At 71.9% G+C, this 26,370-nt stretch carries 24 protein-coding genes; 12 read left to right on the top strand and 12 right to left on the bottom strand.

From position 1 onward, the window contains the following. Positions 1-24 precede the first annotated feature (24 nt). Complete coding sequence (locus TR49_RS39530; protein ID WP_052433825.1) at positions 25-3,483, top strand: AfsR/SARP family transcriptional regulator; 3,459 nt, start codon at positions 25-27, stop codon at positions 3,481-3,483. A 348-nt stretch (positions 3,484-3,831) separates the two neighbouring features. Here TR49_RS39530 and TR49_RS00710 read toward each other — a convergent pair whose 3' ends face one another. Beyond that, positions 3,832-4,284, bottom strand: coding sequence for a Rieske (2Fe-2S) protein (locus TR49_RS00710; protein WP_169789965.1), 453 nt, complete (start codon positions 4,282-4,284; stop codon positions 3,832-3,834). Between the two features lie 154 nt (positions 4,285-4,438). Further along, positions 4,439-7,357, bottom strand: coding sequence for an excinuclease ABC subunit UvrA (uvrA, locus tag TR49_RS00705; protein ID WP_042375978.1), 2,919 nt, complete (start codon positions 7,355-7,357; stop codon positions 4,439-4,441). 195 nt (positions 7,358-7,552) lie between these two features. On the opposite strand from uvrA, the gene TR49_RS00700 reads away from it, so the two are divergent. From TR49_RS00700 to TR49_RS00680, 5 genes are all read left to right on the top strand, one after another. Then, positions 7,553-8,356 carry a maleylpyruvate isomerase family mycothiol-dependent enzyme gene (locus TR49_RS00700; protein WP_236653154.1) on the top strand — a complete coding sequence of 268 codons (804 nt, stop codon included), beginning with the start codon at positions 7,553-7,555 and terminating at the stop codon, positions 8,354-8,356. 4 nt (positions 8,357-8,360) lie between these two features. Then, entirely contained in the window at positions 8,361-9,014 is a 654-nt protein-coding gene (locus TR49_RS00695) for an MBL fold metallo-hydrolase (RefSeq protein ID WP_042375976.1), read from the top strand. Beyond that, positions 9,011-9,235, top strand: a complete 225-nt coding sequence (locus TR49_RS00690; RefSeq protein ID WP_152627000.1) for a hypothetical protein — start codon at positions 9,011-9,013, stop codon at positions 9,233-9,235. The genes TR49_RS00695 and TR49_RS00690 overlap by 4 nt, the downstream gene beginning before the upstream one ends. A 104-nt stretch (positions 9,236-9,339) precedes the next feature. After that, on the top strand, positions 9,340-10,185 hold the full coding sequence (locus TR49_RS00685) for a tetratricopeptide repeat-containing protein (RefSeq protein WP_052433823.1): 846 nt from the start codon (positions 9,340-9,342) through the stop codon (positions 10,183-10,185). A gap of 67 nt (positions 10,186-10,252) precedes the next feature. After that, entirely contained in the window at positions 10,253-11,227 is a 975-nt protein-coding gene (locus TR49_RS00680; protein WP_042375971.1) for a hypothetical protein, read from the top strand. Positions 11,228-11,263: 36 nt separating this feature from the next. Here TR49_RS00680 and TR49_RS00675 read toward each other — a convergent pair whose 3' ends face one another. Together TR49_RS00675 and TR49_RS00670 are read right to left on the bottom strand one after the other, a co-directional pair. Continuing rightward, a complete protein-coding gene (locus TR49_RS00675) occupies positions 11,264-12,775 on the bottom strand; it encodes a sensor histidine kinase (protein WP_236653153.1) in 1,512 nt (503 codons plus the stop codon). A 7-nt stretch (positions 12,776-12,782) separates the two neighbouring features. Continuing rightward, complete coding sequence (locus TR49_RS00670) at positions 12,783-13,529, bottom strand: response regulator transcription factor (protein WP_042375970.1); 747 nt, start codon at positions 13,527-13,529, stop codon at positions 12,783-12,785. A gap of 210 nt (positions 13,530-13,739) precedes the next feature. Here TR49_RS00670 and TR49_RS00665 point away from each other — a divergent pair, with 210 nt between their 5' ends. From TR49_RS00665 to TR49_RS00655, 3 genes are read left to right on the top strand one after another with little or no spacing between them, the layout of a single operon-like run. Beyond that, positions 13,740-15,122, top strand: coding sequence for a ferredoxin reductase family protein (locus tag TR49_RS00665; RefSeq protein ID WP_052433821.1), 1,383 nt, complete (start codon positions 13,740-13,742; stop codon positions 15,120-15,122). A gap of 36 nt (positions 15,123-15,158) precedes the next feature. Continuing rightward, the gene (locus TR49_RS00660) at positions 15,159-15,689 is read left to right on the top strand and encodes an FMN-binding protein (RefSeq protein WP_042375968.1); all 531 of its coding nucleotides are present in this window, start codon (positions 15,159-15,161) and stop codon (positions 15,687-15,689) included. Positions 15,690-15,712: 23 nt separating this feature from the next. Beyond that, a complete protein-coding gene (locus TR49_RS00655; protein WP_042375966.1) occupies positions 15,713-16,435 on the top strand; it encodes an FAD:protein FMN transferase in 723 nt (240 codons plus the stop codon). An 81-nt stretch (positions 16,436-16,516) separates the two neighbouring features. Here TR49_RS00655 and TR49_RS00650 read toward each other — a convergent pair whose 3' ends face one another. After that, complete coding sequence (locus TR49_RS00650) at positions 16,517-16,726, bottom strand: cold-shock protein (protein ID WP_042363791.1); 210 nt, start codon at positions 16,724-16,726, stop codon at positions 16,517-16,519. A 280-nt stretch (positions 16,727-17,006) separates the two neighbouring features. Between TR49_RS00650 and TR49_RS00645 the strand changes: the two genes are divergently transcribed. After that, positions 17,007-17,213: a cold-shock protein gene (locus TR49_RS00645; RefSeq protein WP_042375965.1), complete on the top strand. Its 207-nt coding sequence runs from the start codon at positions 17,007-17,009 to the stop codon at positions 17,211-17,213. Between the two features lie 265 nt (positions 17,214-17,478). Here the strand turns inward: TR49_RS00645 and TR49_RS00640 are convergent, their stop codons facing one another. The 3 genes from TR49_RS00640 to TR49_RS00630 are packed head-to-tail and all read right to left on the bottom strand — an operon-like array spanning position 17,479 to position 19,611. After that, entirely contained in the window at positions 17,479-18,216 is a 738-nt protein-coding gene (locus TR49_RS00640; protein ID WP_042375964.1) for an ABC transporter permease, read from the bottom strand. Continuing rightward, positions 18,213-18,956: an ABC transporter ATP-binding protein gene (locus TR49_RS00635; protein WP_042375962.1), complete on the bottom strand. Its 744-nt coding sequence runs from the start codon at positions 18,954-18,956 to the stop codon at positions 18,213-18,215. Before TR49_RS00635 ends, TR49_RS00640 begins: the two co-directional genes overlap by 4 nt. 31 nt (positions 18,957-18,987) lie before the next feature. Further along, on the bottom strand, positions 18,988-19,611 hold the full coding sequence (locus TR49_RS00630; RefSeq protein ID WP_042375961.1) for a TetR/AcrR family transcriptional regulator: 624 nt from the start codon (positions 19,609-19,611) through the stop codon (positions 18,988-18,990). A 112-nt stretch (positions 19,612-19,723) separates the two neighbouring features. Between TR49_RS00630 and TR49_RS00625 the strand changes: the two genes are divergently transcribed. After that, positions 19,724-20,689 carry a TauD/TfdA dioxygenase family protein gene (locus TR49_RS00625; RefSeq protein ID WP_042375959.1) on the top strand — a complete coding sequence of 322 codons (966 nt, stop codon included), beginning with the start codon at positions 19,724-19,726 and terminating at the stop codon, positions 20,687-20,689. On the opposite strand, the gene TR49_RS00620 is transcribed toward TR49_RS00625, so the two are convergent. The 4 genes from TR49_RS00620 to uvrB all read right to left on the bottom strand — a co-directional run bounded on the left by TR49_RS00620 (position 20,669) and on the right by uvrB (position 25,488). Further along, complete coding sequence (locus TR49_RS00620) at positions 20,669-21,679, bottom strand: TerC family protein (RefSeq protein ID WP_042375957.1); 1,011 nt, start codon at positions 21,677-21,679, stop codon at positions 20,669-20,671. The genes TR49_RS00625 and TR49_RS00620 overlap by 21 nt on opposite strands. A gap of 195 nt (positions 21,680-21,874) precedes the next feature. Next, on the bottom strand, positions 21,875-22,702 hold the full coding sequence (locus TR49_RS00615) for a glycoside hydrolase family 16 protein (protein ID WP_084724424.1): 828 nt from the start codon (positions 22,700-22,702) through the stop codon (positions 21,875-21,877). An 8-nt stretch (positions 22,703-22,710) separates the two neighbouring features. Further along, on the bottom strand, positions 22,711-23,262 hold the full coding sequence (locus TR49_RS00610; protein ID WP_042375955.1) for a TerD family protein: 552 nt from the start codon (positions 23,260-23,262) through the stop codon (positions 22,711-22,713). Positions 23,263-23,379: 117 nt separating this feature from the next. Further along, positions 23,380-25,488, bottom strand: coding sequence for an excinuclease ABC subunit UvrB (uvrB, locus tag TR49_RS00605; RefSeq protein ID WP_042375954.1), 2,109 nt, complete (start codon positions 25,486-25,488; stop codon positions 23,380-23,382). 83 nt (positions 25,489-25,571) lie between these two features. Here uvrB and TR49_RS00600 point away from each other — a divergent pair, with 83 nt between their 5' ends. Next, a complete protein-coding gene (locus TR49_RS00600) occupies positions 25,572-26,363 on the top strand; it encodes a class I SAM-dependent methyltransferase (protein WP_042375953.1) in 792 nt (263 codons plus the stop codon). The last annotated feature ends 7 nt before the right edge of the window (positions 26,364-26,370 follow it).

Genomic DNA, 26,370 nt, shown 5'->3' with positions numbered 1-26,370 from the left:
GCCGGGCGAGGTGAGGGGTGGGAGATGCGATTCGGGCTGCTCGGGCCGCTCATGGTCGAGGGTGCGGCGGGCACGGTGCCGCTGACCTCGCCCAAGGGACGGCTGCTGCTCGGCGCGCTGCTGCTGCGCGCCAACGAGACGGTGCCGACGCACGGCCTGCTCGACGCGCTGTGGGGCGACGCCGTGCCGCCGACGGCGCGCGCCTCGTTGCAGAACCATGTCGCCCGGCTGCGCGGCCTTTTCGGCCCGGCCGAGCAGGACCGCATCCGCACCACCCCCTCCGGCTACCTGATCCGGGTGGAGCCGGACGAGTTGGACCTCAAGGAGTTCCAACGCCGCGCCGAGGGCGCCCGGCTGGCCAGGGTCGAGCGCGACTGGGAGGCCGTCAGCAGCGAGGCTGCGCTGGCCCTGCGGCTCTGGCGCGGACGGCTGTTGGAGGACCTCCCCGCGCTGGCCGAGGCGGACGCGGCCGACACCTTCCAGCACGCGCTGGAGAACTCCCGCCTCCAGCTGCGCTCCTGGCGGGCTGCGGCCGAGCTGCGGTCCGGACGCCACCACGACCTCATCCCCGAGCTCACCAGCTGGGCCGCGGAGCACCCGCTCGCGGAGGAGCTGCAGCGCGACCTGATGACCGCGCTGCTGCGCGACGGCCGCCGGGCGGAGGCGCTCGACGTCTACGGCCGCCTGCGGCTGCGCCTGAGCGAGGAGTTGGGCGTCGACCCGGGCGCCGCCGTGCAGGAGGTCTACCTCCAGGCCCTCGCCGAGGACGCCCCGGTCGTTCCGGACACACCGACCGCCTCCTCCCCCGCGAAGACCGGCGCCGCGCCCACCATCCCATCGGCGCGCTGCCAACTCCCCTCTGAGGCTCGCGCGTTCACCGGCCGCGAAGGAGAGGTCCAGCGACTGCTCGACTGCGCCCGGCAGGCCGTGGAGGGCGACGAGACCGGCTGGGCCGTGGTCGCCGCCGTCGACGGCATGGCCGGGGTCGGTAAGTCGGCCCTCGCCGTCCACGTCGCGCAGCAGGTGCGCGCGGACTTCCCCGACGGCCAGCTCTTCCTGGACCTGCGCGGCTGGACGCCCAACGCCGCCCCGATGAGCACCGCCGAGGCCCTCGACGCGCTGCTGCGCTCACTCGACGTGCCACCGCAGACGATCCCCAAGGACCCGGCCGAGCGCGCGGTGCAGCTCCGCGACCGTCTCGCCGGGACCCGGACGCTGATCGTCCTCGACAACGCGCTCAGCAGCGCCCAGATCCGGCCGCTGCTCCCGGCCTCCTCGCGCTGCCTCGTGCTGGTGACCAGCCGCAAGCGGCTGACCGGGCTCGACGACTCGCACGCCGTGTCGCTGCGGGTGCTCAGCGAGCCCGAGTCGCTGACCCTGCTGCGCCGCGTCGCGGGCGCGGAACGGGTCCCCTCGGATCAGCCCGAGGCACGGGAACTGGCCGAGCTGTGCGGCTTCGTACCGCTGGCCCTGCGCATCGCGGCCGCACAGCTGCGCCGACGCCGGTCACTGCGGCTGTCGGACCTGGTGGAGCGCCTGCGCGACGAGCACCACCGGCTCCCCCGGCTCGACCAGCTGGACGGCTCCGACACGGACACCCCGCGTACGAACGGCCCGGACCGGCCCACGCTGAGCGCGGACGGCTCTCCGACGGACGGGGCGGACGCCTCGGAGGCGCTGGAGGACCGGGGGCTCAGCGCGGTGTTCGCGACCTCGTTCACCGCGCTGCCCGCCGCCGAGCAGCGCCTGCTCACCCTGCTCGCCCTGATCCCCGGGGCGGACGTCGACGCCACCGCCGCCGCGGCCCTGCTCGACGAGGACGCCTTCGCCACGGAGCAGTCGCTCGACTCGCTGCTCGACCAGAACCTGCTGATCCAGCACGTCCCCGGCCGCTACGGCTTCCACGACCTGATCCGGCTCTACTGCCGCGAGCCGCGGCGATGGGAGGCGGACGAGCACCAGACGGCGCTCGACCGGCTCCTGGCTCACTACGTGCGCAGCGCCGAGCGGGCCGCCGTGCTGCTGCGCCGCTCACCGCGGGCGGTGGCGGCGCCGGGCGGGGGCGGCGGGGACGCGCCGGACTGGGACGAGGAGTCGGCGCTGGCCTGGATGCGCGCCGAGCGCGAGAACCTGCTGGCCTCGGCACGGTCCGCCATCTCCGACGGTGCGACCGGCCCCGTCACCGGCGGGAGCGCTGACGGGGGCGTCGACGGACGGTCCGCGCACCGGCGCGGCGGCGGTATCGCCCTGGCCCTGGCGCTTGCGCCGCTGCTGCACCAGGAGGGCCCGCTGCCCGACGCCGCGGAGCTCCTGCGGCAGTGCGCCGACGCCGCGGACGCCTCCGGAGACCGGCTCGGCCAGGCCGAGTGCCTCACCGAGCTGGGCCGGATCCACATGCAGCGCGGCGACTTCGCCGACGCGCAGCGCGCCCACGACGTCTCGCTCGCTCTCTACCGCGCCCTGCGCTCGCAGTTGGGCGAGGCGAACGCGATCTACGAGAGCGGCTCCGTCCACATCTACCGAGGGGACTACGCGGCGGCCGCCCCGCTGCTCGAGCAGTGCCTCGAGCTCTACCGCGAGATCGGCAGCGACCTGGGCCAGGCCAACACGCTCTTCCAACTCGGCCGCGCCTACCGGCTCACCGGCGACCTCGCGCGGGGCGGCGAGCGCGGCGAGCGCGCCCTGCGCCTCTACGCCGCCCTGGGCAAACGGTGGGGTGAGGGCCACGTCCTCTGTGATCTGGCGCGCGTGCGCCAGCTGAGCGGCGAGATGCGCGCGGCGGTCGAGCTGGGCGAACAGGCACTCGCCGCGTTCCGCGCCATCGACAACCAGCTCGGCGAGGCCATCGCCTGCCAGACGCTCGGTCGCGTCCACCGGGACCTCGGCGAGCTGGACGCGGCGACGGACCTCTTCGAACGCGCGCTGCTGCTGTTCCGGGCCATGGCGGTCGAGTCGGCGGTCGCCCGCTCCCAGTGGGACCTCGGGCGGGTCCGCTTCGCCGCGGGCGACGTCGACTGCGCAGCCGATCTGCAGGAACAGTCCCTCGCCATCTTCCAGACCACCGGCAACCGCAACGGCCAGGCGAACGCCCGCCACGACCTCGGCCGGGCCCGGCACGCGCAGGGCCGCACGGCGGAGGCGGCGGAGCTGCTGGCCCAGGCGCAGGCCCTCTTCCGGGACCTCGGCGACCCCCACGGCGAGGCGGAGGTCCTCAACAGCACCGGCGCGCTGCGCTCGGACGTCTCCGGGCCGGAGGCGGCACTGCCCTGCTACGAGGAGGCACGGCGGTTGGCCCGCCGCGTCCCCAGCCCCCTGGAGGAGGCCCGTGCCCTGGAGGGCCTGGGCCGCGCGCACGCCGCCCTCGGTGATCCGGCCCGGGCGGAGACCGAACTCCGGCAGGCCCTGGAGCTCTACCGCCGCATCGGCGCCGCGGACGCGGCCGACGTCACGGAGACCCTGCTCGGAACGCTGCCGTTCGGGTAGCGGTACCGAGCCGCCGTTGCGGCCGTTGCGGCCGTTGCGGCCGTTCGCCCCGACCGGCGACCCTCTGCTCTGCCGCGTGGACGGCCGCCGGCACGCGAGCCCGGCTCCGGCCACGGTGCGAACGGCCGGGACCCAGCCACATTGGAGCGGAGTCCTCAGAGCGCCGGGGCGGGCAACGACCCGCGGCCCCAGGGGGCCTGCGGGCGTCGACTCGGGGCCCCTCGGCTCATGGCCGCGGTCGACATCGGGATGACGTGCGCCGCTCGGCGAGGCCGGCCTCCCCGGCTCTGGCCGGCCGGGCCCCGCTGGTGGCTGCCCCGGCTCCTGGAAAGCCGCCCCCGCGGGGCCTCAGCTCAGGGTCGCGACCAGCTTGCCGTTCTGGACGGCGACCGGGATGGAGGGCAGGGCCGTCTGTGCCGGGCCCTGGGCGACCGAGCCGTCGGTGGTCTTGAACTGGCTGCCGTGGCAGGGGCAGGTGATCAGGCCGTTCTGCACCCCGTCCACCACGCAGCCCGCGTGCGTGCAGATCGCACTGAAAGCCTTGTACGTGCCCGCGCTCGGCTGGGTCACGACCACCTGCTGCTCCCGGTAGACCTTGCCACCGCCGACCGGCACATCGCTGGTCGGGCCGAGGGTCACCGGACCCTTCTGCGTCGACCCCGAGGACGCCCCGCCGCAGGCGGACAGCACCGCGACGCCCGCACCGGCGATCCCGACGGCCGCCGCGCCGCGCAGCAGCTGGCGACGGCAGCAACCCGCTGCCTCGGCGCCGGTCGAGGGGTTTGCAGTCACACTGTTCACGGCGGCAGGGTCTCCTCAGGCTGGGGCGGCCCCCGCCCTCGCGGGGAACCGCCCACCACCCTATGCGGCGGGCCTGTGAAGGAGCTCAGGGCCCCGCCGCAGCTCCCGGGCCTCGATCCGCTGCCGGGCCCGCAGCCTCGGCCCGCGCTCCGGCCTACGCCTTGGACGCCGCAGCGGCCTTCTTCCGTGCGGTCGGCTTCTTCCGCGGCTTGGGAACGGAGTCGAAGACCCGCTCCTCGCCCAGGATGTCGCGGAGGAACTTGCCGGTGTGGCTCTCGCCCACGGCCGCGACCGCCTCCGGCGTGCCCTCGGCGACGACCATGCCGCCACCCGAGCCGCCCTCGGGGCCCATGTCGATGACCCAGTCCGCGGTCTTGATGACGTCGAGGTTGTGCTCGATGACGATCACCGTGTTGCCCTTGTCGACCAGGCCCGTCAGCATCTTGATCAGCTTGCTGATGTCCTCGAAGTGCAGGCCCGTGGTCGGCTCGTCCAGGACGTAGATCGTCCGGCCGTTGCTGCGCTTCTGCAGCTCCGAGGCGAGCTTGACGCGCTGCGCCTCGCCGCCGGAGAGCGTCGTCGCGGACTGGCCGAGGCGCACGTAGCCGAGGCCGACCTCGGACAGCGTCTTCAGGTAGCGTGCGATCGCCGGGACCGCCTCGAAGAAGCTGAGCGCCTCCTCGATCGGCATGTCCAGGACCTCGGCGATGGACTTGCCCTTGTAGTGGACGTCCAGCGTCTCCCGGTTGTAGCGGGCGCCGTGGCAGACCTCGCAGGGGACGTAGACGTCCGGCAGGAAGTTCATCTCGATCTTGATCGTGCCGTCGCCCGCGCAGTTCTCGCAGCGACCGCCCTTGACGTTGAAGGAGAAGCGGCCGGGCAGGTAACCCCGGATCTTCGCCTCCGTCGTCTCCGCGAAGAGCTTGCGGACGTGGTCGAAGACGCCCGTGTACGTGGCCGGGTTGGACCGCGGGGTGCGACCGATCGGCGACTGGTCGACGTGGACGACCTTGTCGACCAGATCCGTGCCCGTCACCCGGGTGTGCCGGCCCGGCACGCTCCGCGCACCGTTCAGCTCACGCGCCAGGTGCGTGTACAGGATGTCGTTGACCAGCGTCGACTTGCCCGAGCCTGAGACACCCGTGACGGCGGTGAACAAGCCCAGCGGGAAGGAGACGTCGACGTCGCGCAGGTTGTGCTCGCGGGCGCCGTGGACGGTGATCTGCCGCTTGGCGTCCAGCGGGCGGCGCACCTCCGGCAGCGGGATGGCCCTGCGGCCGGACAGGTAGGCGCCGGTCAGCGACTCCTTGTTCTTCAGCAGGCCCTCGCGGGAACCGGAGTGGACGACCTTGCCGCCGTGCTCGCCCGCGCCGGGGCCGATGTCGACGACCCAGTCCGCGGTGCGGATGGTGTCCTCGTCGTGCTCGACCACGATCAGGGTGTTGCCGAGGTCACGCAGCCGGACCAGGGTCTCGATCAGGCGGTGGTTGTCGCGCTGGTGCAGGCCGATGGAGGGCTCGTCCAGCACGTAGAGCACGCCGACCAGGCCCGAGCCGATCTGCGTGGCCAGGCGAATGCGCTGCGCCTCGCCGCCGGAGAGCGTGCCGGCGGCGCGGTCGAGCGAGAGGTAGTCCAGGCCGACGTCGACCAGGAACCTCAGCCGCTCGTTGACCTCCTTCAGCACCCGCTCGGCGATCGCCTTCTCGCGGTCGGACAGCTCCATCGCGCCGAGGAACTCGGCGCAGTCGGCGATCGACATGGAGGAGACGTCCGCGATCGACTTGCCGGCCATGCGGACGGCGAGGACGACCGGCTTCAGGCGGGCGCCGTGACAGGCCGGGCAGGCCGTCTCGCGCATGTAGCCCTCGAAGCGCTCGCGCGCGCTGTCGCTCTCCGCGTCGGCGTGGCGGCGCTGCACGAACGGCACCGCGCCCTCGAAGCCCGTGGTGTACGAGCGCTCGCGGCCGTAGCGGTTGGTGAAGGTGACCTCGATCTGCGTCTTGTGCCCGTACAGCAGCGCCTTCTTGGCGCGCGCCGGCAGGCCCGCCCACGGGATGTCGGTGCGGAAGCCGAGCTCCTTGCCCAACGCCTTGATCAGGCGCAGGTGGTAGTCCTTGATGTGCCCGTGCGACCAGGGGTGGAGGGCGCCCTCGTCGAGGCTCTTCTCCTCGTCGGGGACGATCAGCTCCGGGTCGACCTCCATCCGGGTGCCGATGCCGGTGCACTCCGGGCAGGCGCCGAAGGGCGAGTTGAAGGAGAAGGAGCGGGGCTCCAGCTCCTCGAAGGACAGGTCGTCGTAGACGCAGTAGAGATGCTCGGAGTACATGCGCTCGCGCTCCGGGTCGTCCTCGGCGAGGTCGACGAAGTCGAGCACGACCGTGCCCCCGGAGAGGACCAGCGCCGTCTCCACGGAGTCGGTCAGGCGGCGCTGCGCGCTCTTCTTGACCGTGAGGCGGTCGACGACCACCTCGATGGTGTGCTTCTCCTGCTTCTTGAGCGTCGGCGGCTCGCTCAGCTGGATCGTCTTGCCGTCGACGCGGGCACGGGAGAAGCCCTTGGTCTGCAGATCGGCGAAGAGGTCGACGAACTCGCCCTTGCGACCCTTGACCAGCGGGCTGAGCAACTGGAACCGGGTGCCCTCGGGCAGCTCCAGCACCTTGTCGACGATCTGCTGCGGCGACTGCCGCGAGATCGGACGGCCGCACTCCGGGCAGTGCGGGTGCCCGATGCGGGCGAAGAGGAGCCGGAGGTAGTCGTAGACCTCCGTGATCGTGCCGACCGTCGAGCGCGGGTTGCGCGAGGTCGACTTCTGGTCGATGGAAACGGCCGGCGAGAGGCCCTCGATGAAGTCCACGTCGGGCTTGTCCATCTGCCCGAGGAACTGCCGGGCATAGGAGGACAGCGACTCGACGTACCGGCGCTGGCCCTCGGCGAAGATCGTGTCGAACGCGAGGGAGGACTTGCCGGAGCCCGAGAGGCCGGTGAAGACGATGAGCGAGTCACGCGGCAGGTCGAGCGAGACGTTCTTGAGGTTGTGCTCGCGAGCACCGCGGACGATGAGGCGGTCTGCCACGCTACTGCGCCCTTCAAAAGCGGGATGTACGGGGAACCATCGGTAGTCAAGAGTAATGGGATCACGTGTTCGATTCTTCAGGCAATCGACCGTGTTCGCCCGAACGGATGAAACGCTAGCGCGTGGAACGCTCCGCTCGTGGGAACGACGGACAAGTGCTCCGAGTCACGACCGAACAGGTATGGGGGACATCCTTTGAGCATCGCACCCGCCACTGACATTCCCGTCCTGGCCGCCGCCACGGCCCGCCTGCTGGCCACCGTGGACGGCATGCGCGAGGAGCAGCTCGCCGAATCCTCGCTGCTCCCGGGCTGGACGCGCGGCCACGTCCTGGCCCACCTCGCCCGCAACGCGGACGGGCTCGGCAACCTGCTCACCGGTGCGCGCACGGGCGTGCCCACCCCGATGTACGCCGGCCCGGAGGCCCGCGAGCACGACATCGAGGCGGGCGCGAAGCGCTCGCTCGCCCAGCACGCGGCGGACCTGCGCGCAAGCGCGGCCCGCTTCGACGCGGCGGTCGCCGCGATGCCGGAGGCCGCGTGGGCGGTCGAGGTCCCGCACCGCCTCGGCGCGTTCCCCGCGAGCGGGGTGGTCGGCAAGCGGATCCAGGAGGTCGAGTACCACCACGTCGACCTCGGCCTGCCCCAGGCGTACGCTCCGCGGGACTGGCCGCAGGCGTTCGTCGACCTGGAGCTGAGCCGCCTGGCGGAGCGCCTCGCCGACCATCCCGACCTGCCGAGTCTCCGCCTGATCGACACGGACCACGCCTCCGACCCGGACGACGCGGAGGCCGACGCCGACCCCCGGGCGGCCCGCGACACCGGGGCGCCGCGACACTCGCCCGGCGCCGACGCCGACGTCAGCGTGACCGGCCCCGGCCCGGCCCTGCTCGCCTGGCTCTCGGGCCGCTCCGACGGCCACGACCTCGAGGTGCTGGTGGGCCGCGTCGTGGCAGCGGATCCGAAGGCCGCCCTCCCGGTGCTCCCGCCGCTAGGCTGATCCCATGACGTACCACGGAGCGGTGAAGGTCGGCGGCACGCCCGACGTCCGGGAGTTGGCCCACCTGGTGATCACCAAGATCGCCGTCGGTCCCATGAACAACAACGCCTACCTGCTGCGCTGCCGCGCCACCGACGAGCAACTGCTGATCGACGCCGCCGCGGACGCGCCGGTGCTGCAGGAGACGATCGGCGACAGCCTCGCCACCGTGGTCACCACGCACCGGCACCAGGACCACTGGAACGCCCTCGCCGACGTCGTCCGTGCCACCGGCGCGCGGACGGCGGCCGGCCGCATCGACGCCGACGGCATCCCGGTGCCGACGGACCTGCTGCTGGACGACGGTGACACGCTGCGCGTCGGCGAGGTCTCCCTCACCGTCCGCCACCTCGTCGGCCACACCCCGGGCGCGATCGTCCTCCTCTACGACGACCCGCAGGGTCACCCCCACCTGTTCACCGGCGACTGCCTCTTCCCCGGCGGCGTCGGCAACACCTGGGGCGACCCGGCCGCGTTCCGCAGCCTCTTCCACGACGTCAGCACCAAGCTCTTCGAGCCGCTGCCGGACGAGACCTGGGTCTACCCCGGCCACGGCGACGACACCACGCTCGGCGCGGAGCGCCCGCACCTGGCCGAGTGGGAGGCCCGGGGCTGGTGAGCGACGCCGCGAGCGCCCTCGCCAAGCTCGGCGCGCACCCGGGCCTGTGTCTGGGCTGTCGCCACCGCCTCCTGAACGAGACCCGCCGCGGCACCGCCTACCTCCGCTGCGGCCTCGCCACGACCGACGAGACCCTGCCGCGCTACCCGCGCCTTCCGGTGCGCGAGTGCCGCGGCTTCGCGGCGGCGGAAGATCAGGCTCCGCAGGGTATCGACAAATGATCATCCACCGTGCAGGATGACTCCCGCCTGCCCGTCCGCGCCACTCCCCCGTTGCCGCGGACGGGCAGTGCTGTCTCTGCTGACAGGCGCGGGAGGACTCGGCGATGGGACTGTTCGGCAACCGCCGACGCGAGCGGGCGAGAGCCGAACTGCAGGCCGCGTACGACGAGTTCTCCAGAATGCTGCGAGCCGAACGGCTCCGCCTGACGGAGCCGCGGATGCGGGCCGCCCGGGACCGGGCACGAGCCGAGCTCGGTGAAGGCGACCCGCTCACCCTTGAGCTGCGGCAGCTGTACGCCCACGCCCTGGGTGACCTCGGGCGTGGCCCGGAGGCCGAGCACGAGTTCCTCGCCGTGGCCGAGGCCGCCGGCCAGAAGAAGTCGGCCCACCCGGTACGGATGCTCGCCCTGACCAACCGGGCCGTTCAACTCTGCTTCCTGGAGCGGTTCGCCGAGGCCGACGCGCAGGCTCAGGAGGTCGTCGATGCGGCCGGAACGCTCCTGCCGCCGGACGACCTCCGTACCCGGCTGTCGGGGCTCAACACGCGGGCGATGGCCCTCCCCCACCTCGGCCGGGCGACCGAGGCCGAAGCCCTCGCCCGCGAGGCCATCGCCGAGGCGCGCTCCATCGGTGCGGTCGCCGGCAGCTTCCAGCGCGTCCTCGGGGTCAACCTGGCCTCCGCGTTGAACGCGCAGGGCCGCCACACCGAGGCGCTGGACGCCCTCGCCGAGGCCGAACAGGTCCGTGACACCGTCGGCAACCTGGGAGGGGCCAGCGCGATCGCGAAGGCGCGGGCCACCGCGCTGCTGGCCCTCGGCCGGATCGACGAGGCGCAGGACACGGCCCGTGCGGGCCTGACGGCCGCGCTCAGCGCCTACGGGGAGGACCACACCCGCGTGCGCGAGCTGCGCGGGCTGCTCGAGTCCGCTACCGCTTCCGCCACGTCATAGACGCCGGAGACGATCCCGACTCCGGCGGCTGGCACAATGGCGCGCCGGGGATCAAGGAGGGGTGGGCATGGGGCGTTTGCAGGACTGGAGGGCCCGGCAGCGGCTTGCGGCCGATCTGACGGCGAAGGTGCTGGGGACGCAGCCGTACTTCGAAAGCGGGCGGCAGGCCGAGATGGTGCCTCCGCTGCGGGCGTGGCTGGAGCAGGCTCTGGCCGGGCTCGGTGCGGAGCACGACGTGACGCTGGAGCTGCGCTACCGGCTGGCTGCCGCGCTGCGGGCGACGGGCGCCGTCGCGGAGTCGGGCGAGCAGGCCGCCGCGGTCGTGGCCGCCCGCGAGCGGCTCGGCACGAGCCAGACGCTGCTCCAGGCGTGGGTGCTGCACGCCGACGCGCTCGACAACCAGGGCCGCCACCACGAGGCCGCCGACTCCTGGGACGCGCTCGGCGAGCTGGCGAGGAACTGCATCGAGCGCAGTGACCTGGTCCGGATCTGCCGCGCGCAGCGGGCCGCCGCGCTGTGCCACGCCGAGCGCTTCGCCGAGGCGGAGGCGGAGGGCCATCGGCTCCTCGAGTCCGCCGCGACCGCGACGGGCCCGGCGGGTGTCGCCATCCGCCTCTCGGGGTTGATCCTGCTCTCCGTGGCCCTCACCGGCCAGGGCCGCGCGGTGGAGGCGGAGTCGGCGGCCCGCCAGGGCCTGGTGATCGCCATGTCGGAGAGCGGCTTCTCCGCCACCACCAACTCCCACGTGCTGCACGTGAACCTCGCCGACGCGCTGAACGCGCAGGGACGGCACCAGGAGGCGCTGGACCTGCTCGCGGTCATGCCCCGTCCCCCGCGCCTCACCACGGAGACCGCCGCGGCCACCGCGATCACGCAGGCCCGCGCGCTGCTCGCGCTCCACCGCCGCGAGGAGGCCGTGCAGGTGCTGCACGCCGTGCTGACGCCGACGGAGCAGAGCCTCGGCGCACAGCATGTCCGCCTCCGCGAGCTCCGCACCCTGCTGGGTCAGGCCGCGGCGACCGAGGGCCGGCTGTACGGCTAGACCAGGGCGGCAGTAAGGGTGTACTGCCGAACAGGGCTAGAGCGCAGGCTGCACGGCCGGGCCCGGCCGGAGGGGCAGGCGGACCTCGAAGGCGGTGCGGCCCGGCTCGGAGTCGACCGCGACCGTTCCGCCGTGGGCCGTCGTCACCGCGTGGACGATGGCGAGGCCGAGGCCGGTGGAGCCGGTGGCGCGGGAGCGGGCGCGGTCGCCGCGGACGAAGCGCTCGAAGACGTGGGCGGTGAGGTGGTCAGGGATGCCGGGCCCCGTGTCGGTGACGCTCAGCCGGACGCCGTCCGGCACGGCCTGGAGCGCGAGCACCACCTGTGTGCCCGCCGGGGTGTGGACCCGCGCGTTGGCGAGCAGGTTGGTGACGACCTGGCGGAGGCGGTTCGCGTCGCCGCGGATCAGCAGGGGCTCCGCGGGGAGCTCCAGTTGCCACTTGTGGTCGGGGCCGACGGCGCGGGCGTCGGTGACGCAGTCGAGGGCGATACGGGTGAGGTCGACCTCGGCGGAGGCGAGCGGGCGGCCCGCGTCCAGGCGGGCGAGCAGCAGCAGGTCCTCGACGATCGCGCCCATGCGCTGCGACTCCGCCTCGATCCGGCGCAGCGCGTGCCGCACGGGCTCGGGCGTCGGCTCGGGGTTGCGCAACGCCAGCTCCGCGTGGCCGCGGATCGAGGCGACGGGGGTGCGCAGCTCGTGGCTGGCGTCGGCGGCGAACTCGCGCAGGCGTTCCTCGACGGCCTGACGCTGGGCGAGGGCGTCCTCGACGTGACCGAGCATCAGGTTGAGGGCGACGCCGACGCGGCCGACCTCGGTCTGCGGGTTCTCGTCGGGGACGCGCTCGCGCAGCGTCACCTCGCCGCTGGCCAGCGGCAGCGCGCTGACCTGCTCGGCGGTGCGGGTGACCCGTTCCAGGGGGCGCAGCGCCAACCGGACCCAGAACGTGCCCGCCGCCGCGGTGAGGGCGAACAGCCCAGCGAAGACCAGCAGTTCGACCAGGAGCAGACGGCGGACCGTGCTCTCGACCTGGTTCAGCGGCAGGCCGCTGACGAGCGTGTCGCCCTCCTTGCCGCGCTGTGCGATGACGCGGTACCTCCCCAGCGGCCCGAGGTCGCGGGTGGTGGGGGCGCCGCCGACCGGGATGGTCTGCAGAGCGGCCTGGACGCGGGCGCCCAGGACGGGATGGTCGCGGGCGCTGCCGCCGACGGCGTCGTCCGCGTCCCCGTCGACGACCCCGTCCGCCTCGACCCGCCCGTCCCGCAGGGCGACGCCGAGGGTGCCGACGGCCTGGGCTCGGGTGTCGCCGTGCGGGTCCGTCTGCAGGCTCATGGCATAGCGGCCGCCGGTCTGGACGAGCTGCTGGTCGAGCTTGTCGACGAGGAAGCGGTGCAGCTCCGCGACGGTGACCAGGCCGATCGCCGTCCCGGCCAGCACCAGCAGGGCGAGCAGGCCCGCGACGAGCCGGCCGCGCAGCGTGCGCGGCAGGCGCAGGGACCCCGGACGGAGCGACCTCGGGTGCGTCCGGGCGAGGCCCGTCCGGCCGTTCACCGGACGCTCACGAGTGGGGGGCCTTGATCAGGTAGCCCGCGCCGCGCACGGTGTGGATCAGTGGCTCCCGCCCGTGGTCGATCTTCTTGCGCAGGTAGCTGATGTAGAGCTCGACGACGTGGGCCTGGCCGCCGAAGTCGTAGGACCAGACCGCGTCCAGGATCTGCGCCTTGCTCAGCACCCGGCGCGGATGCCGGAGCATGTAGCGCAGCAGCGCGTACTCGGTCGGGCTCAACTCGATCAGCTCGCCGCCCCGCACCACCTCGTGCGCGCGCTCGTCGAGGACCAGGTCGGCCAGGGTGAGCACGTCCTCGGCCTCCGTCTCCTCCGACGGCGCGGACACGGGCTGGGCCCGGCGCAGCAGACCGCGGAGCCGGACCACGACCTCGGCCAGGCTGAACGGCTTGGTCACGTAGTCGTCGCCGCCGGCCGCGATCCCCCCGATCCGGTCGTCGACCGCGTCGCGCGCGGTCAGGAAGAGCACCCGAACCTCGGGCTGCTCCGCGTGGACCCGGCGCAGCACCTCGAGGCCGTCGAAGTCGGGCAGCATCACGTCCAGGACGATCGCGTCCGGGCGCCAGTGGTCCGCGATGGCCACGGCCTCCTCGCCGCTTCCGGCGGCGCGCGTCTCCCAGCCTTCGTAGCGCAGGGCGCCGCACAGCACCTCGACGAGGTCGGGCTCGTCGTCGACGACGAGGATGCGTCGCGTCGGGGCCTGGGTCGGCATGAGAGTCTCCTGGGACATGGGGGCCATTGTGGTCCAGTCGGGCGGGCCGCCATGAGAATGCAATGAGATCACCCCGCCCGCCACGCGCACCGAATTCCACACGAACAAGCTGCTGACCTGCACAGATACCACAACGACGACCCCCTGGCCAGCTCTTACTCATAGGGAATTCTGAACCTGCGCTGTCAGGGTTGCTGCAGTACCGAACCAGGACAGTCAGGGACAGAGGAGCCGCAGATGAGCGCTGTCACGCAGCAGCGCGCCGTACGCACCGGCGCGCACCGCGGCGCCCCCTCCGGGTCCCAGCTGCCGGCGGACACCGTCCCCCGGCTGGTGCTCGCCGCGATCGCCCTCGGGGCCCTCGCCGTGGTCGCGATCTGGTGGAAGAACACCCTCGGCGTCGTCGGCCTCGACCAGTGGCTCACCAACGCGGGACGGATCACCGGCCTGCTGGCCGGGTACGCGGCGCCGGTCCTGCTGCTGCTGATGGCGCGGATCCCGCTGCTGGAGCGCGAGGTCGGCGCGGACCGGCTGGCCCGCTGGCACGCGATGGGCGGCCGGTACCTGGTCGGCCTGGTGACCGCACACGTGATCACGATCATCTGGGGCTACGCGCTGACGGCCCAGAGGAACGTGGTCGGCGAGGGCGTCAGCATCGTGCTGACCTACCCGGACATGCTCAAGGCCACCTTCGGCACCGTGCTGCTCCTCGCCACCGGCTTCTTCTCCGCGCGCGCCGCACGCAGGCGGCTCGGCTACGAGACCTGGTACTACCTGCACCTGGCCACCTACCTGGCGGTCACCCTCGGCTTCGCCCACCAGCTCAGCAACGGCGCCGACCTGGGCGAGGGACCGGAGAGGCTGCTCTGGTACGGGCTCTACCTGGGCACCGCCGGGCTGATCGGCTGGTACCGGCTGCTGCGCCCGTGGCGGCTCGACCGGCGGCACCAGCTGCGCGTCGCCGAGATCCGCCCGGAGGGCCCCGGCACCGTCTCGCTCTTCCTGACCGGACGCCACCTGGACGAGCTGGGCGCCGAGGCGGGCCAGTTCTTCCGGCTGCAGTTCCAGGCGAAGGGTCTGCGCTTCGCCGCCAACCCCTACTCCCTCTCGGCCCCGCCGAGCCGCGACTACCTCCGCTTCACGGTCAAGGACCTGGGCGGCCACAGCGCGGCCGTGGCCCGGCTCAGGCCCGGGACCAAGGTCCGCGCCGAAGGCCCGTACGGGGCGTTCACCGCCCGGCGGCGTCGCTCGCGGCAGGTGCTGCTGCTGGCGGCGGGGGTCGGCATCACCCCGCTGCGCGCGCTCTTCGAGACCCTGCCTGCCGCGCCCGGCGAGCTCACGCTGCTCTACCGGGCGAGCGCCGAGGAGGAGCTGCTCTTCCGACGGGAGCTGACCGCGATCGCCGAGGCACGCGGCGCGCGGCTGCAGTTCCTGGTCGGACGCCGCAGCGAGGTCGGCGACCCGATCCAGCCGACCGTGCTGCGCAACCTCGTCCCGGGCCTGGCCGGCCACGACGTGTACGTCTGCGGGCCGGAGGCGTTCATGGAGCAGGCCGTCACGGCGCTGCGCCAGGCGCGGGTGCCGCGCCACCACATCCACCACGAGTCGTTCAGCTTCTGATCCTTCTGATCCGCCCTGCGCTCTCCGGGAGGCCCCATGCGCCGCGCCATCGTCACCACCACCGCCACGGCGGCCGGCGTGGTCCTGCTGCTGTCCCTCAAGCCGCACGGGCAGACCGCGTCGGCCCAGGCGCCCGTCATCAGCTCCGGGAGCGACACGAGCAGTACGAACAGCACCACCAGCACGAACAGCTCCGGTTCCGGTGCGGGCGGGTCCGCCGCCGCCTCGCCGTCCGCCGGGCCCTCCAGCTCCACCAAGGCCGTCGGCGGCTCCTCGGGCACGTCGACGAAGGCCAGCTACACCGGCCAGGCCGTCGACACCCGTTACGGCCCGGTGCAGGTCCGGATCGACGTGAGCGGCGGCAGAATCAGCAAGATCGACGTACTCCAGTACCCCGACGAGATGCAGCGGGACCAGGACATCAACAGCTACGCGCTGCCCGTCCTCAACCAGGAGGCCCTCTCCGCGCAGAGTGCGCAGATCGACTCCGTCTCCGGCGCGACCTACACCAGCGACGGCTACACGCAGTCACTCCAGAGCGCGCTCGACCAGGCGGGTCTCAAGTGATCACCCGTCATGCGGAGCACGTGATGGGCACGGTCTTCTCGTTCGTCGTGCGCGACCCGAGCCCGGCCGTCGACGAGGCGCTGCACGCCGCCGTCGCCCGGCTCCACGCGATCGACGCGCGCTTCTCCCCGTATCGGGCGGACAGCGAGGTGAGCCGGATCGCGCACGGCGAGTCGGCGCTGGCGGACGCGAGCCCGGAGCTGGTCGAGGTGATGGCGCGCTGCGCGGAGATCGAGGCGCTGACCGGCGGCTGGTTCAGCCCCTACCCCGAGGGCCGGCTGGACCCGAGCGGCTGGGTCAAGGGTTGGGCCGTCGAGCAAGCCTGTGAACTGCTGTGCGAGGCCGGGTCGACGGAGCACTGCGTCAACGGCGGCGGTGACGTGCAGTCCGTCGGCGGGCCCTGGCGGATCGGCGTGGCCGACCCGTTCCGGCCGGGCGAGCTGGCGAGTGTGCTGGTCGGCCGGGACCTGGTGGTGGCCACCTCCGGCACCGCCGAGCGTGGCGCGCACATCCTCGACCCGCGCACGGGCGAGGCGCCGACCGGGTTGCTCTCGCTGACGCTGGTCAGCTCCGGCCCGGCCCGGCTGGCGCACACCGACGCCTGCGCGACGGCGGCCTTCGCGATGGGCGCGGAGCAGGGTCTGGCCTGGGCCGGGCGGCAGCCGGACCTCGAAGCCCTGGCGATCCTCCCCGACCCGGCGCTGCCGAAGCGCGCGACCAGCGGATTCCTGCGCTACGCGGTGTGACCCCGGCCGGAGACGGCGACGCCCCGCCCGGGGCGAACCGGGGCGGGGCGTCGACGTGAACCGGGACCGTCGGACGACGGCTCAGGCGTTGATGATCGTGATGTTCTCCGCCTGCGGGCCCTTCTGGCCCTGGGTGACGTCGAACTCGACCTTCTGGCCCTCGAGCAGCTCACGGAAGCCCTGGGCGTTGATGTTCGAGTAGTGAGCAAAGACGTCGGCGCCGCCGCCGTCCTGCTCGATGAAGCCGAAGCCCTTCTCAGCGTTGAACCACTTGACGGTACCGGTCGCCATGATTGTGTCTTTCTCCGTTCTGCGGTGATGCAAGCCACGACGGTACACGTTCGGCGATCACCTCACCACGAAGCTCGCGGCGCGCCACGCCGAAGAGTGATAGGAGCCCATCCTGTAGGCTTGCCGCAGTTGCAGTCGTGGTTCCCTAAGCTTCACCGCCCGTGGTCCCGATCACGGGCGTTCGTGCTTTCTGAGGTCTCTCCGACCAGGGTGATCATTCTGGCAGCTCGGCCTGCGCGCTCCTGCGACGGCCGACCAACTCTGGAGAATGGGGAAACCTATGGCCACCGGTACCGTGAAGTGGTTCAACGCCGAAAAGGGCTACGGCTTCATCGAGCAGGACGGCGGCGGCGCCGACGTCTTCGCCCACTACTCGAACATCAGCTCTCAGGGCTACCGCGAGCTCTTCGAGGGCCAGAAGGTCGAGTTCGAGGTCACGCAGGGCCCGAAGGGTCCGCAGGCCGAGAACATCGTCCCGCAGAGCTGATCTCAGCAGCACGCGCGAAAAAGCCCCGCTCCGGCCTGCCGGTGCGGGGCTCTTTCGTGTCGTTCAATTGTCGGGCGCGCTCTTGCGCTTGCTCTCGTCCGGGTACTTCAGGCCGCCCATGAGGAAGATCAGCAGCCCCACGGAGAAGGCCATGACGACGATCGAGAATGCGATCATCTCGAGGATCTTCACGTCTCGCCCCTTTCGTCCCTTCGGACCTTAGGCCCCCAGGGGCGCCCCTGCCAGTCCGACCCGAGCCGTCCCGTCACGCGGTCCGGCGCCGCAGGGTCACCGCCCCCAGGCCCAGCGCGAGCAGGGTGCAGCCCAGCACGACGGCCAGGTCCGCCGCCACCGCCCCGCCGAAGCCGGTCTCGGAGGTCAGCCGGTTCATCGCGTCGACGGCGTAGCTGAGCGGCAGCACGTCCGAGATCGCGTGCAGCCAGTCGGCCATCGTGTCCCGCGGCGTGAACAGACCGCAGAGCAGCAGCTGCGGCAGCAGGAAGGCCGGCATGAACTGGACGGCCTGGAACTCGGTGGCGGCGAAGGCCGAGACGAAGAGACCGAGCGCCATCCCCAACAGCCCGTCGGCGACGGCGACGGCGAGCAGCGCCCAGCTCGGCCCCGCGATGTCGAGCCCCAGCAGCCCGACCGTCAGCCCGAAGGCCAGCAGCCCCTGCACCAGTGCGACCAGCCCGAAGGCGAGCGCATAGCCGAGCAGCAGGTCCAGCCTGCCCAGCGGCATCGTCAGCAGCCGCTCCAGCGTCCCCGTGGTGCGCTCGCGGAGCGTGGCCACGGCCGTCACCAGGAACATCACGATCATCGGGAAGATCCCGAGCAGCGGCGCGCCGAGGCTGTCGAAGACCTCCTGCCGGCCGTCGAAGGCGTACCTGAGCAGCACGATCAGCAGGCACGGGACCAGCAGCAGCATGGCGACGGTCCGCGGGTCGCTGCGCAGCTGGAGCAGCACCCGGTGGGCCGTGGCGAGGGTCCGGCGGATGTTCATCGCGCACGCTCCGAGGTGGCGGGGGCGGCATCGGCGACGAGCGACAGGAACGCGCCCTCGATGTCCTCGGCGCCCGTCGCGTCGAGCAGGGCCCGCGGGGTGTCGTGGGCGAGCAGCCGCCCCTCGCGCATGAGCAGCAGTGCGGTGCAGCGGGCGGCCTCGTCCATGACGTGGCTGGAGACCAGCAGCGTCGCGCCGCCCGCGGCGAGCCGGTGGAACAGCCGCCACAGCTCCTGCCGCAGCACCGGGTCGAGCCCGACGGTCGGCTCGTCGAGCACGAGCAGCTCGGGCGTGCCGAGGAGCGCCGCCGCGAGGGAGACCCGTGCCCGCTGTCCTCCGGAGAGGCGTCCGACCAGGTCCTTCCCGTGCTCGCCCAGCCCGACCTCGTCGAGCACGCGGTCGGGGTCGGTGCGGGGAGCACCGAGCACCTCGGCGAAGTAGCGCAGGTTGGCCAGGACGGAGAGGTCGGTGTAGACGGACGGCGCCTGGGTCACGTACCCCACCCGATCGCGCAGGGTGGGCGCCCCGGCCGGCAGCCCGAGCACCCGCACCTCCCCGCTCTCGATCCGCTGCACGCCGACGATGCTGCGCAGCAGCGTCGTCTTGCCGCACCCGCTCGGCCCGAGCAGCCCGGTGACCGAGCCCCGCGCGACGGTCAGGTCGATCCCCTGAAGTACGGGTCTGCCGCCCCGCACGACGCACAGGGCGCGCACGTCGACGGCGGGAGCTGAATTCATCATGTGTTGAGTTTTGCGTGCCGGAGGACCGCCGTCAACCCACCGGCCCGGCCAGATACCTCTGGAACGTGGGGGCCAGCAGGGGGACGAGCTCCTCCTCCGTCGCGGAGGCGATCGGCTCCGCGCGGATCACGTAGCGGGCCACGGCCAGCCCGAGGATCTGGGAGAGCACCAACTCGGCGCGGAGCTCCGGGTGTTCGAGGTCCAGCTCGGCCGCCAGGCGGGTCACCAGCTCCCGGACCATGAAGTCCCGCAGCAGCGCGGCGATCTCCTCGCTGCCGACGGCGGTCCGCAGCACGGCCAACAGCCGGTCGAGGATCTCCGGCTGGCCCCAGATCGTGAGCAGGAAGCGCACGAGCCGCTCGCCCATCTGCTCCGGATCGCCGGAGGTGATCAGCGGGACGACGGCGGCAGGCTCGATCGGGAAGTCGAGCGCAGCGAGGAACAACCGTTCCTTGGTGCCGAAGTAGTGGTGCAGCAGGGCCGCGTCCACCCCGGCCACCCGCGCGATGCCGCGCATGCTCGCCTTGTCGTAGCCACGCGCGCCGAACTCCGCGCGAGCCGCCTCCAGCACCGCGCCGCGGGTGTCCGCCCCTCCCGGCCGGCGGCCGGTCCGGCGGGCTGCGGCAGCTCTCGGGGCCTCTTCCTTCTCGCTCATGCCCCCATCCTGGCCGAAGCCGTCGGATGATCCTTCATGCACGGGCCATGACTCTGCAACAGGACAGGTCCACGATGTCCTGAAACACGTTCTCGTTGGAAGGACGAAGGCCATGGCCACGGCACCAAATCCCGTGCAGATCACCCGACTCGGCGGTCGCATCGGTGCCCTCGTGCACGGCGTCAGGCTCGGTGGCGAGCTGTCCGGCCCGACCGTCGAAGCGATCCGGGCCGCGCTCCACACCCACAAGGTGATCTTCTTCAAGAACCAGCAGCACCTGGACGACGTGAGCCACGAGGACTTCGCGCGGCTGCTCGGACAGCCGGTCGGCCACCCGACCGTGCCCGCCGCCGACGGGCGGTACGTTTTCGAGCTCGACGCGACCAAGGGCGTGCGGGCCAACAACTGGCACACGGACGTCACCTTCGTCCCCGCCTACCCGGCCGCGTCGATCCTGCGGGCGGTCGAGCTGCCGCCCTACGGCGGCGAGACGGTCTGGGCCAACACCGCCGCCGCCTACAGGTCGCTGCCGCCCGCGCTCAAGGTCTTCGCCGAACACCTGCGCGCCGTCCACACCAACGACTTCGACTACGCCGCCCGGCTCGGGCTGCGCCCGGAGCTCGCGGAGAACCGCGAGGTGGCGGAGCTGTTCCGGCAGGTGTTCGTCGCGACGGCGTTCAAGACCGAGCACCCGGTGGTGCGGGTCCACCCGGTGACCGGCGAGAAGACGATCCTGCTCGGCGCCTTCACCCAGAGCCTGGTCGGCTTCTCCAGCGACGACAGCCGGGAGCTGATCGCCCTGTTCCAGCGCTTCGTCGAGAAGCCCGAACACACCGTCCGCTGGCGCTGGGAGGTCGGCGACGTCGCGATCTGGGACAACCGCGCCACGCAGCACTACGCCGTCAACGACTACGGCGACGAGCCGCGGCTGGTCCGCCGGATCACCCTCGACGGAGACATCCCCGTCGGCGTCGACGGGCAGGCCAGCCGACTGCTGGAGCCGGCGGATCCGCCGCGTGTCGCCGGGATCGTCCCGGCCGCCGAGCTGGAGCAACAGCTAACGCTGCCTCGCGTCTGAGAGCTCCTGCGCCTCGTCCCCGGAGGTGGCACGGGTTGCCCGCGCCGTTCGACGGGAGGAGAGCAGCGAGGTGGCGGTGGTGACCGCCAGCACGCCGACCACGACGGCGAGCGAGAGCGGGGTGCCGATCTCCGGCGCGCCGTGGACGCCCGCCTCGTGGAGGGCGTGCAGCAGGAGCTTCACGCCGATGAAGCCGAGGATCACCGACAGGCCGTAGGAGAGGTGCACCAGGCGGTCCAGCAGTCCGCCGACGAGGAAGTAGAGCTGGCGCAGGCCCATCAGCGCGAAGGCGTTGGCGGTGAAGACGATATAGGCGTCCTGCGTCAGCCCGAAGATCGCGGGGATCGAGTCCATCGCGAAGAGCACGTCCGTGGTGCCGATCGCCAGGATCACCAGCAGCATCGGGGTGACCAGCCGCCGCCCGCCCTCGACGACGGTGAGCCGGGTGCCGCGGTAGCCGTCCGTGGTCGGAAAGCGCCGCTCGACGGAGCGGAGCAGCTTGTTCTCCTCGTACTCCTCGTCCTTGTCCCCGCCCCTGGCCTCCTTGATCAGCTTCCAGGCGGTCCAGATCAGGAAGGCGCCGAAGAGGAAGAAGATCCACGAGAAGGAGGCGATGACGGCTGCCCCGGCGGCGATGAAGACCGCGCGCAGCACCAGGGCTATCAGCACGCCGATCAGCAGCACCCGCTGCTGGAGGACGCGCGGGACCGCGAACTTCGCCATGATGAGCACGAAGACGAAGAGGTTGTCGACGCTGAGCGACTTCTCGGTGACCCAGCCGGCCAGGAACTGCCCGGCCGGCGCCGAGCCGGAGTGCCACCACAGGAAGCCCGCGAAGAGCCCGGCGAGGCCGATCCATATCGCGGACCAGATGCCCGCCTCGCGCAGCGAAACCTCGTGCGGCTTGCGCCCGCCGACGAAGAAGTCGACGGCGATCAGCACCACGAGCACCACGACGGTGGCGACCCACATGGTCAGGGAAACGTCCATGGACGGTTACTCCTCCGGCAGAAGACACGCTTGTCTGCCGGAGGTCTCCTCCACCCGCTCTCACGAGCCGGGCCGACGAACCCGGACGGTCCGTGGACCGTCGTGATGACGGGAACGCCGTTTCAGGGAGTACTCCCCTCCGCTGGCTCCACCAGCCTAACAAACAGGGGCCGACGAGCTGCGGGGAGGACGGTGTCAGCGGTAGACGCGCAGGTAGTCGACCGCGAAGGTGATCGGGGCGCTGCCGCTCGGCGCCGGGTGGTACCGGCCGGCGCAGACGGACAGGTTGAGGATCAGGTAGGCGGACCAGTCCTCGCCGACACCGGTGTCGTCCGAGTAGACCTTGACGCCGCCCACGTACCAGTCGACCGAGTCCGCGCCGTACGTGGTGCCGACGGTGACCCAGGCGCCCGGCGTGATCGCGTTCGCGTCGGTGTAGTAGGTGCCGCCTCCGTTGACGTGGTTGGTCAGCTCCAGCAGGTTCGGGTTGTCCGGGTGGTACTCGAAGGAGTCGATCTCGCCGTTGCCGTCCTTCCAGGTCCACAGCGCCGGCCAGGCGCCCAGACCGGTCGGCAGCTTCACCCGGGTCTCGATGTGGTCGCCGGCCTGGACCTGGAAGCCCTCCTGCGAGCCCTCGGTGGTGAGCAGACCGGTGGTCCAGGCGTGCCTGCGGTTCCGCAGGAGGTGCGAGCTGGGCTGCGCGGTGAAGGTGGCGACGCCGTTCGCCACGGACACCTCGTTCGGATCCAGCCAGTCGAGCTTGTTGTCGTTGGGGTTGTGGTTGCCGTACTGGTACGCCGAGGTGGTGTCGCCCACCCAGCGTCGGCCCCAGGCGATCGGGCCGCTGAACTCCTCTGACCAGAAGGGCGTGCCCCAGGAGGCCGCCCGGGGCGGGACGGCGGCGGTGGCGGCGTCGGGCGCAGAGGCGGGGGACGGAATGAACGGTGTGGCGGCGGCGGTCGGAGTACCGGAGGTGGAGGGGGTGTCGGAAGTGGAGGACGGGTCCTGACGTGACGTCGACATGGGCGTGCTCACAGGTGGTTCTCGATCACGGGCAGCATCTCCCGGAAGGTCTGCCCCTGGCTGGGCACGCCAATCGCGGTGAGCTCCCACGCGCCCCCCTCGTCCCGGCCGACCTTGGCCAGCACCTGGCCGCGGTGCTCGCCGCCGCCGCTCAGCGTGAAGCGGGCGAACTCGGCCCCGGTGCTCTGCTCCACCAGGCGGCAGTTGAAGTGCTGGACCTCGGCGAAGCTCTGGCCGCTGTAGGAGTTCACCGTGAAGACGATCTGCGTGATCCGGTCGGGGACCCTGGCCAGGTCCACCGTGATCGACTCGCTCTCGCCGGTGTGCCGCACCGAGCCGTCGTTGCTGACCAGGTGCTGGAAGAAGACCACGTCCGCCAGGACCCTGCCGGCGAAGAGCACCGCGGACGCGTCGAGGTCAACCTCGCGCCGGCGCGAACCGAACATGCCCCGGCGCGGAGCACCCTGCCAGTCGAGGTCGAGCCGGATCGCGGGCGGGCCGCCCTCCCCGTCCGCGTGGTCGAGGCGGATGCTCTGGCCCGTGCTCAGACTCACCGACATGGCTCGGCCCTCCCCTTTGTCGGACGCCCGTGGACCTGTGTCCGTTCCATGCAGCTTCTATCGAGCACCATAGGCGCTCCGTCGGAGCTTGGGGTGGAGTAAACGGGCGTCCGTCACTCAGGCGATTCCGGCTTCCCGCATCTGGCGCAACTCCTTCTTGAGTTCGTTCACCTCGTCGCGGAGCCGGGCGGCCACCTCGAACTGCAGCTCGGCCGCCGCCGCGTGCATACGTTCCGTCAGTTCGCCGATCAGTTCCGCGAGCTCGGCGGCCGGGAGGCTCTTCGCCTCCTTGACGTCCGCCTTGAGGCCCAGCACCGGAACCGCGGCCTTCTGACCGCGACCGCCGCCCCCACTCCCCCGGTAGCCCGTGCTGAGCAGCTCGGCGGTGTCCATGTCCTCGCGGGTGAGGGTGTCCAGGATGTCGCCGATCTTCTTGCGCAGCGGCTGCGGGTCGATGCCGTGCTCGGTGTTGTACGCCTGCTGGATCTCGCGACGACGGTTGGTCTCCGAGATCGCGTGCTCCATGGCCGGGGTGATCCGGTCCGCGTACATGTGGACCTGGCCGGAGACGTTGCGCGCGGCACGGCCGATCGTCTGGATCAGCGACCGGGGCGAGCGCAGGAAGCCCTCCTTGTCCGCGTCCAGGATCGCGACGAGCGAGACCTCGGGCAGGTCGAGGCCCTCACGGAGCAGGTTGATGCCGATCAGCACGTCGTAGTCGCCGACGCGCAGCTGACGCAGCAGCTCGACGCGGCGCAGCGTGTCGACGTCGCTGTGCAGGTAGCGGACCCGGATGCCGAGCTCCAGGAGGTAGTCCGTCAGGTCCTCGGCCATCTTCTTGGTCAGCGTGGTGACCAGGACGCGCTCGTCCTTCTCCGTGCGCAGCCGGATCTCGTGGACCAGGTCGTCGATCTGGCCCTCGGTCGGCTTGACCACGATCTCCGGGTCGATCAGACCCGTCGGGCGGATGATCTGCTCGACGTGGCCGTCGCTCCGGGAGAGCTCGTACTCGCCCGGCGTGGCGGAGAGGTAGACCGTCTGACCGATGCGCTCGACGAACTCCTCCCACTTCAGCGGACGGTTGTCCATCGCCGAGGGCAGCCGGAAGCCGTGCTCGACCAGCGACCGCTTGCGCGAGGCGTCGCCCTCGTACATCGCGCCGATCTGCGGCACGGTGACGTGCGACTCGTCGATGACCAGGAGGAAGTCCTCAGGGAAGAAGTCCATCAGGGTGTTGGGCGCGCTGCCGGCGGTGCGGCCGTCGATGTGACGGGAGTAGTTCTCGATGCCGGAGCAGGTGCCGATCTGACGCATCATCTCGATGTCGTACGTCGTGCGCATGCGCAGCCGCTGGGCCTCCAGCAGCTTGCCCTGCTTCTCCAGCTTGGCCAGGGTCTCCTCCAGCTCCGCCTCGATCCCGGAGATGGCCCGCTCCATCCGCTCCGGACCCGCGACGTAGTGGGAGGCCGGGAAGACGTGGACCGTCTCGTCCTCGCTGATCACCTCACCGGTGAGCGGGTGCAGGGTGCTCAGCGCCTCGATCTCGTCGCCGAACATCTCGATGCGGATCGCGAGCTCCTCGTAGACCGGGAAGATCTCGATCGTGTCGCCCCGGACGCGGAAGGTGCCGCGCGTGAAAGCGACATCGTTGCGGTTGTACTGGATCTCGACGAACCTGCGCAGCAGCGCGTCCCGGTCGATCTCGTCGCCGACCTTGAGCTGGACCATCCGGTCCGCGTACTCCTGCGGCGTACCCAGGCCGTAGATGCAGGAGACGGAGGCGACCACGACGACGTCGCGCCGGGTGAGCAGCGAGTTGGTGGCCGAGTGGCGCAGCCGCTCGACCTCCTCGTTGATCGAGGAGTCCTTCTCGATGTAGGTGTCCGTCTGCGCGATGTACGCCTCGGGCTGGTAGTAGTCGTAGTACGAGACGAAGTACTCGACCGCGTTGTTCGGCAGCAGCTCGCGGAACTCGTTCGCCAGCTGGGCGGCGAGCGTCTTGTTCGGCGCCATGACGAGGGTGGGGCGCTGCAGCTTCTCGATCATCCACGCCGTGGTGGCGGACTTGCCGGTGCCCGTCGCGCCGAGCAGGACCACGTCCTTCTCGCCCGCGCGGATCCGGCGCTCCAGCTCCGCGATGGCGGTGGGCTGGTCGCCGTTGGGCTGGTAGGGACTGACGACCTCGAAGGGCGCCACGGACCGCTGAAGCTCGGTGATGGGTCTCACGCCACCAACCGTACGACCCGCCACTGACAAACGGCCGCGAAATTGGGAGGCGGCCCCCTCGGCGGCACTGGCAGCATCCCGTCATGAGCGTCCAATCAGAGATCATCGAGTTCTACACCGACGCCTACGACGAGTCGATGCGCCTCCAACGCAACGCCCGCGGCCGCGTGGAACGGCTGCGCACCCTGGAGCTGCTGGCCCGCCATCTGCCACCCACCCCCGCCCGGGTGCTCGACATCGGCGGCGGCCCGGGGGTCTACGCGGCGGAGCTGGCCGCGCGAGGTCACGAGGTCACGCTGCTCGACCCGGTCCCGCTGCACCGATCCCAGGCCGCGCGCCACGGCGGCTTCACCGTCGCGGACGGCGACGCCCGGAGCCTGGAGCAGGCGGACGCCTCCTGCGACGCGGCGCTCCTGCTCGGCCCGCTCTACCACCTGCCGGAGCGCTCGGACCGGATCGCGGCGCTGCGCGAGGCGCGGCGCGTGGTGCGCCCCGGGGGCGTGGTGCTGTCGGCCGTGATCTCACGCCACTCACCGCTGCTGCACCTCTCCGCGCTGGGTCGGCTGACGACCGACGAGGCGGCGGAGAACCTCGCCGCCGAGCTGGCCGAGAGCGGAGTGAACGACCCTGAGACCGGCTTCACGGTCGCCTACTTCCACACCGTCGCGGAGCTGCGGTCCGAGTACCGCGACGCGGGCCTCGGCGACCCCCGGGTCTACGGCATCGAGGGGCCGCTCTGGCCGCTGCTCGCCTCCGAGCTGGTCGAGGACCGCGAGGACCTGGTCACGGCGGCCCTGCGCGCGGCACGCGCGGCCGAACAGGACCCGGCGTTGATCGCGTCGAGCGCGCACATCATGGCGGTGGCCACGGTCTAGGTGGCCA

The organism is Streptacidiphilus melanogenes (assembly GCF_000787835.1).
GTDB lineage: Bacteria > Actinomycetota > Actinomycetes > Streptomycetales > Streptomycetaceae > Streptacidiphilus > Streptacidiphilus melanogenes.
The sequence above is the reverse complement of the archived record's forward strand: the minus strand, read 5'-3'. Positions and strand labels throughout refer to the sequence as shown.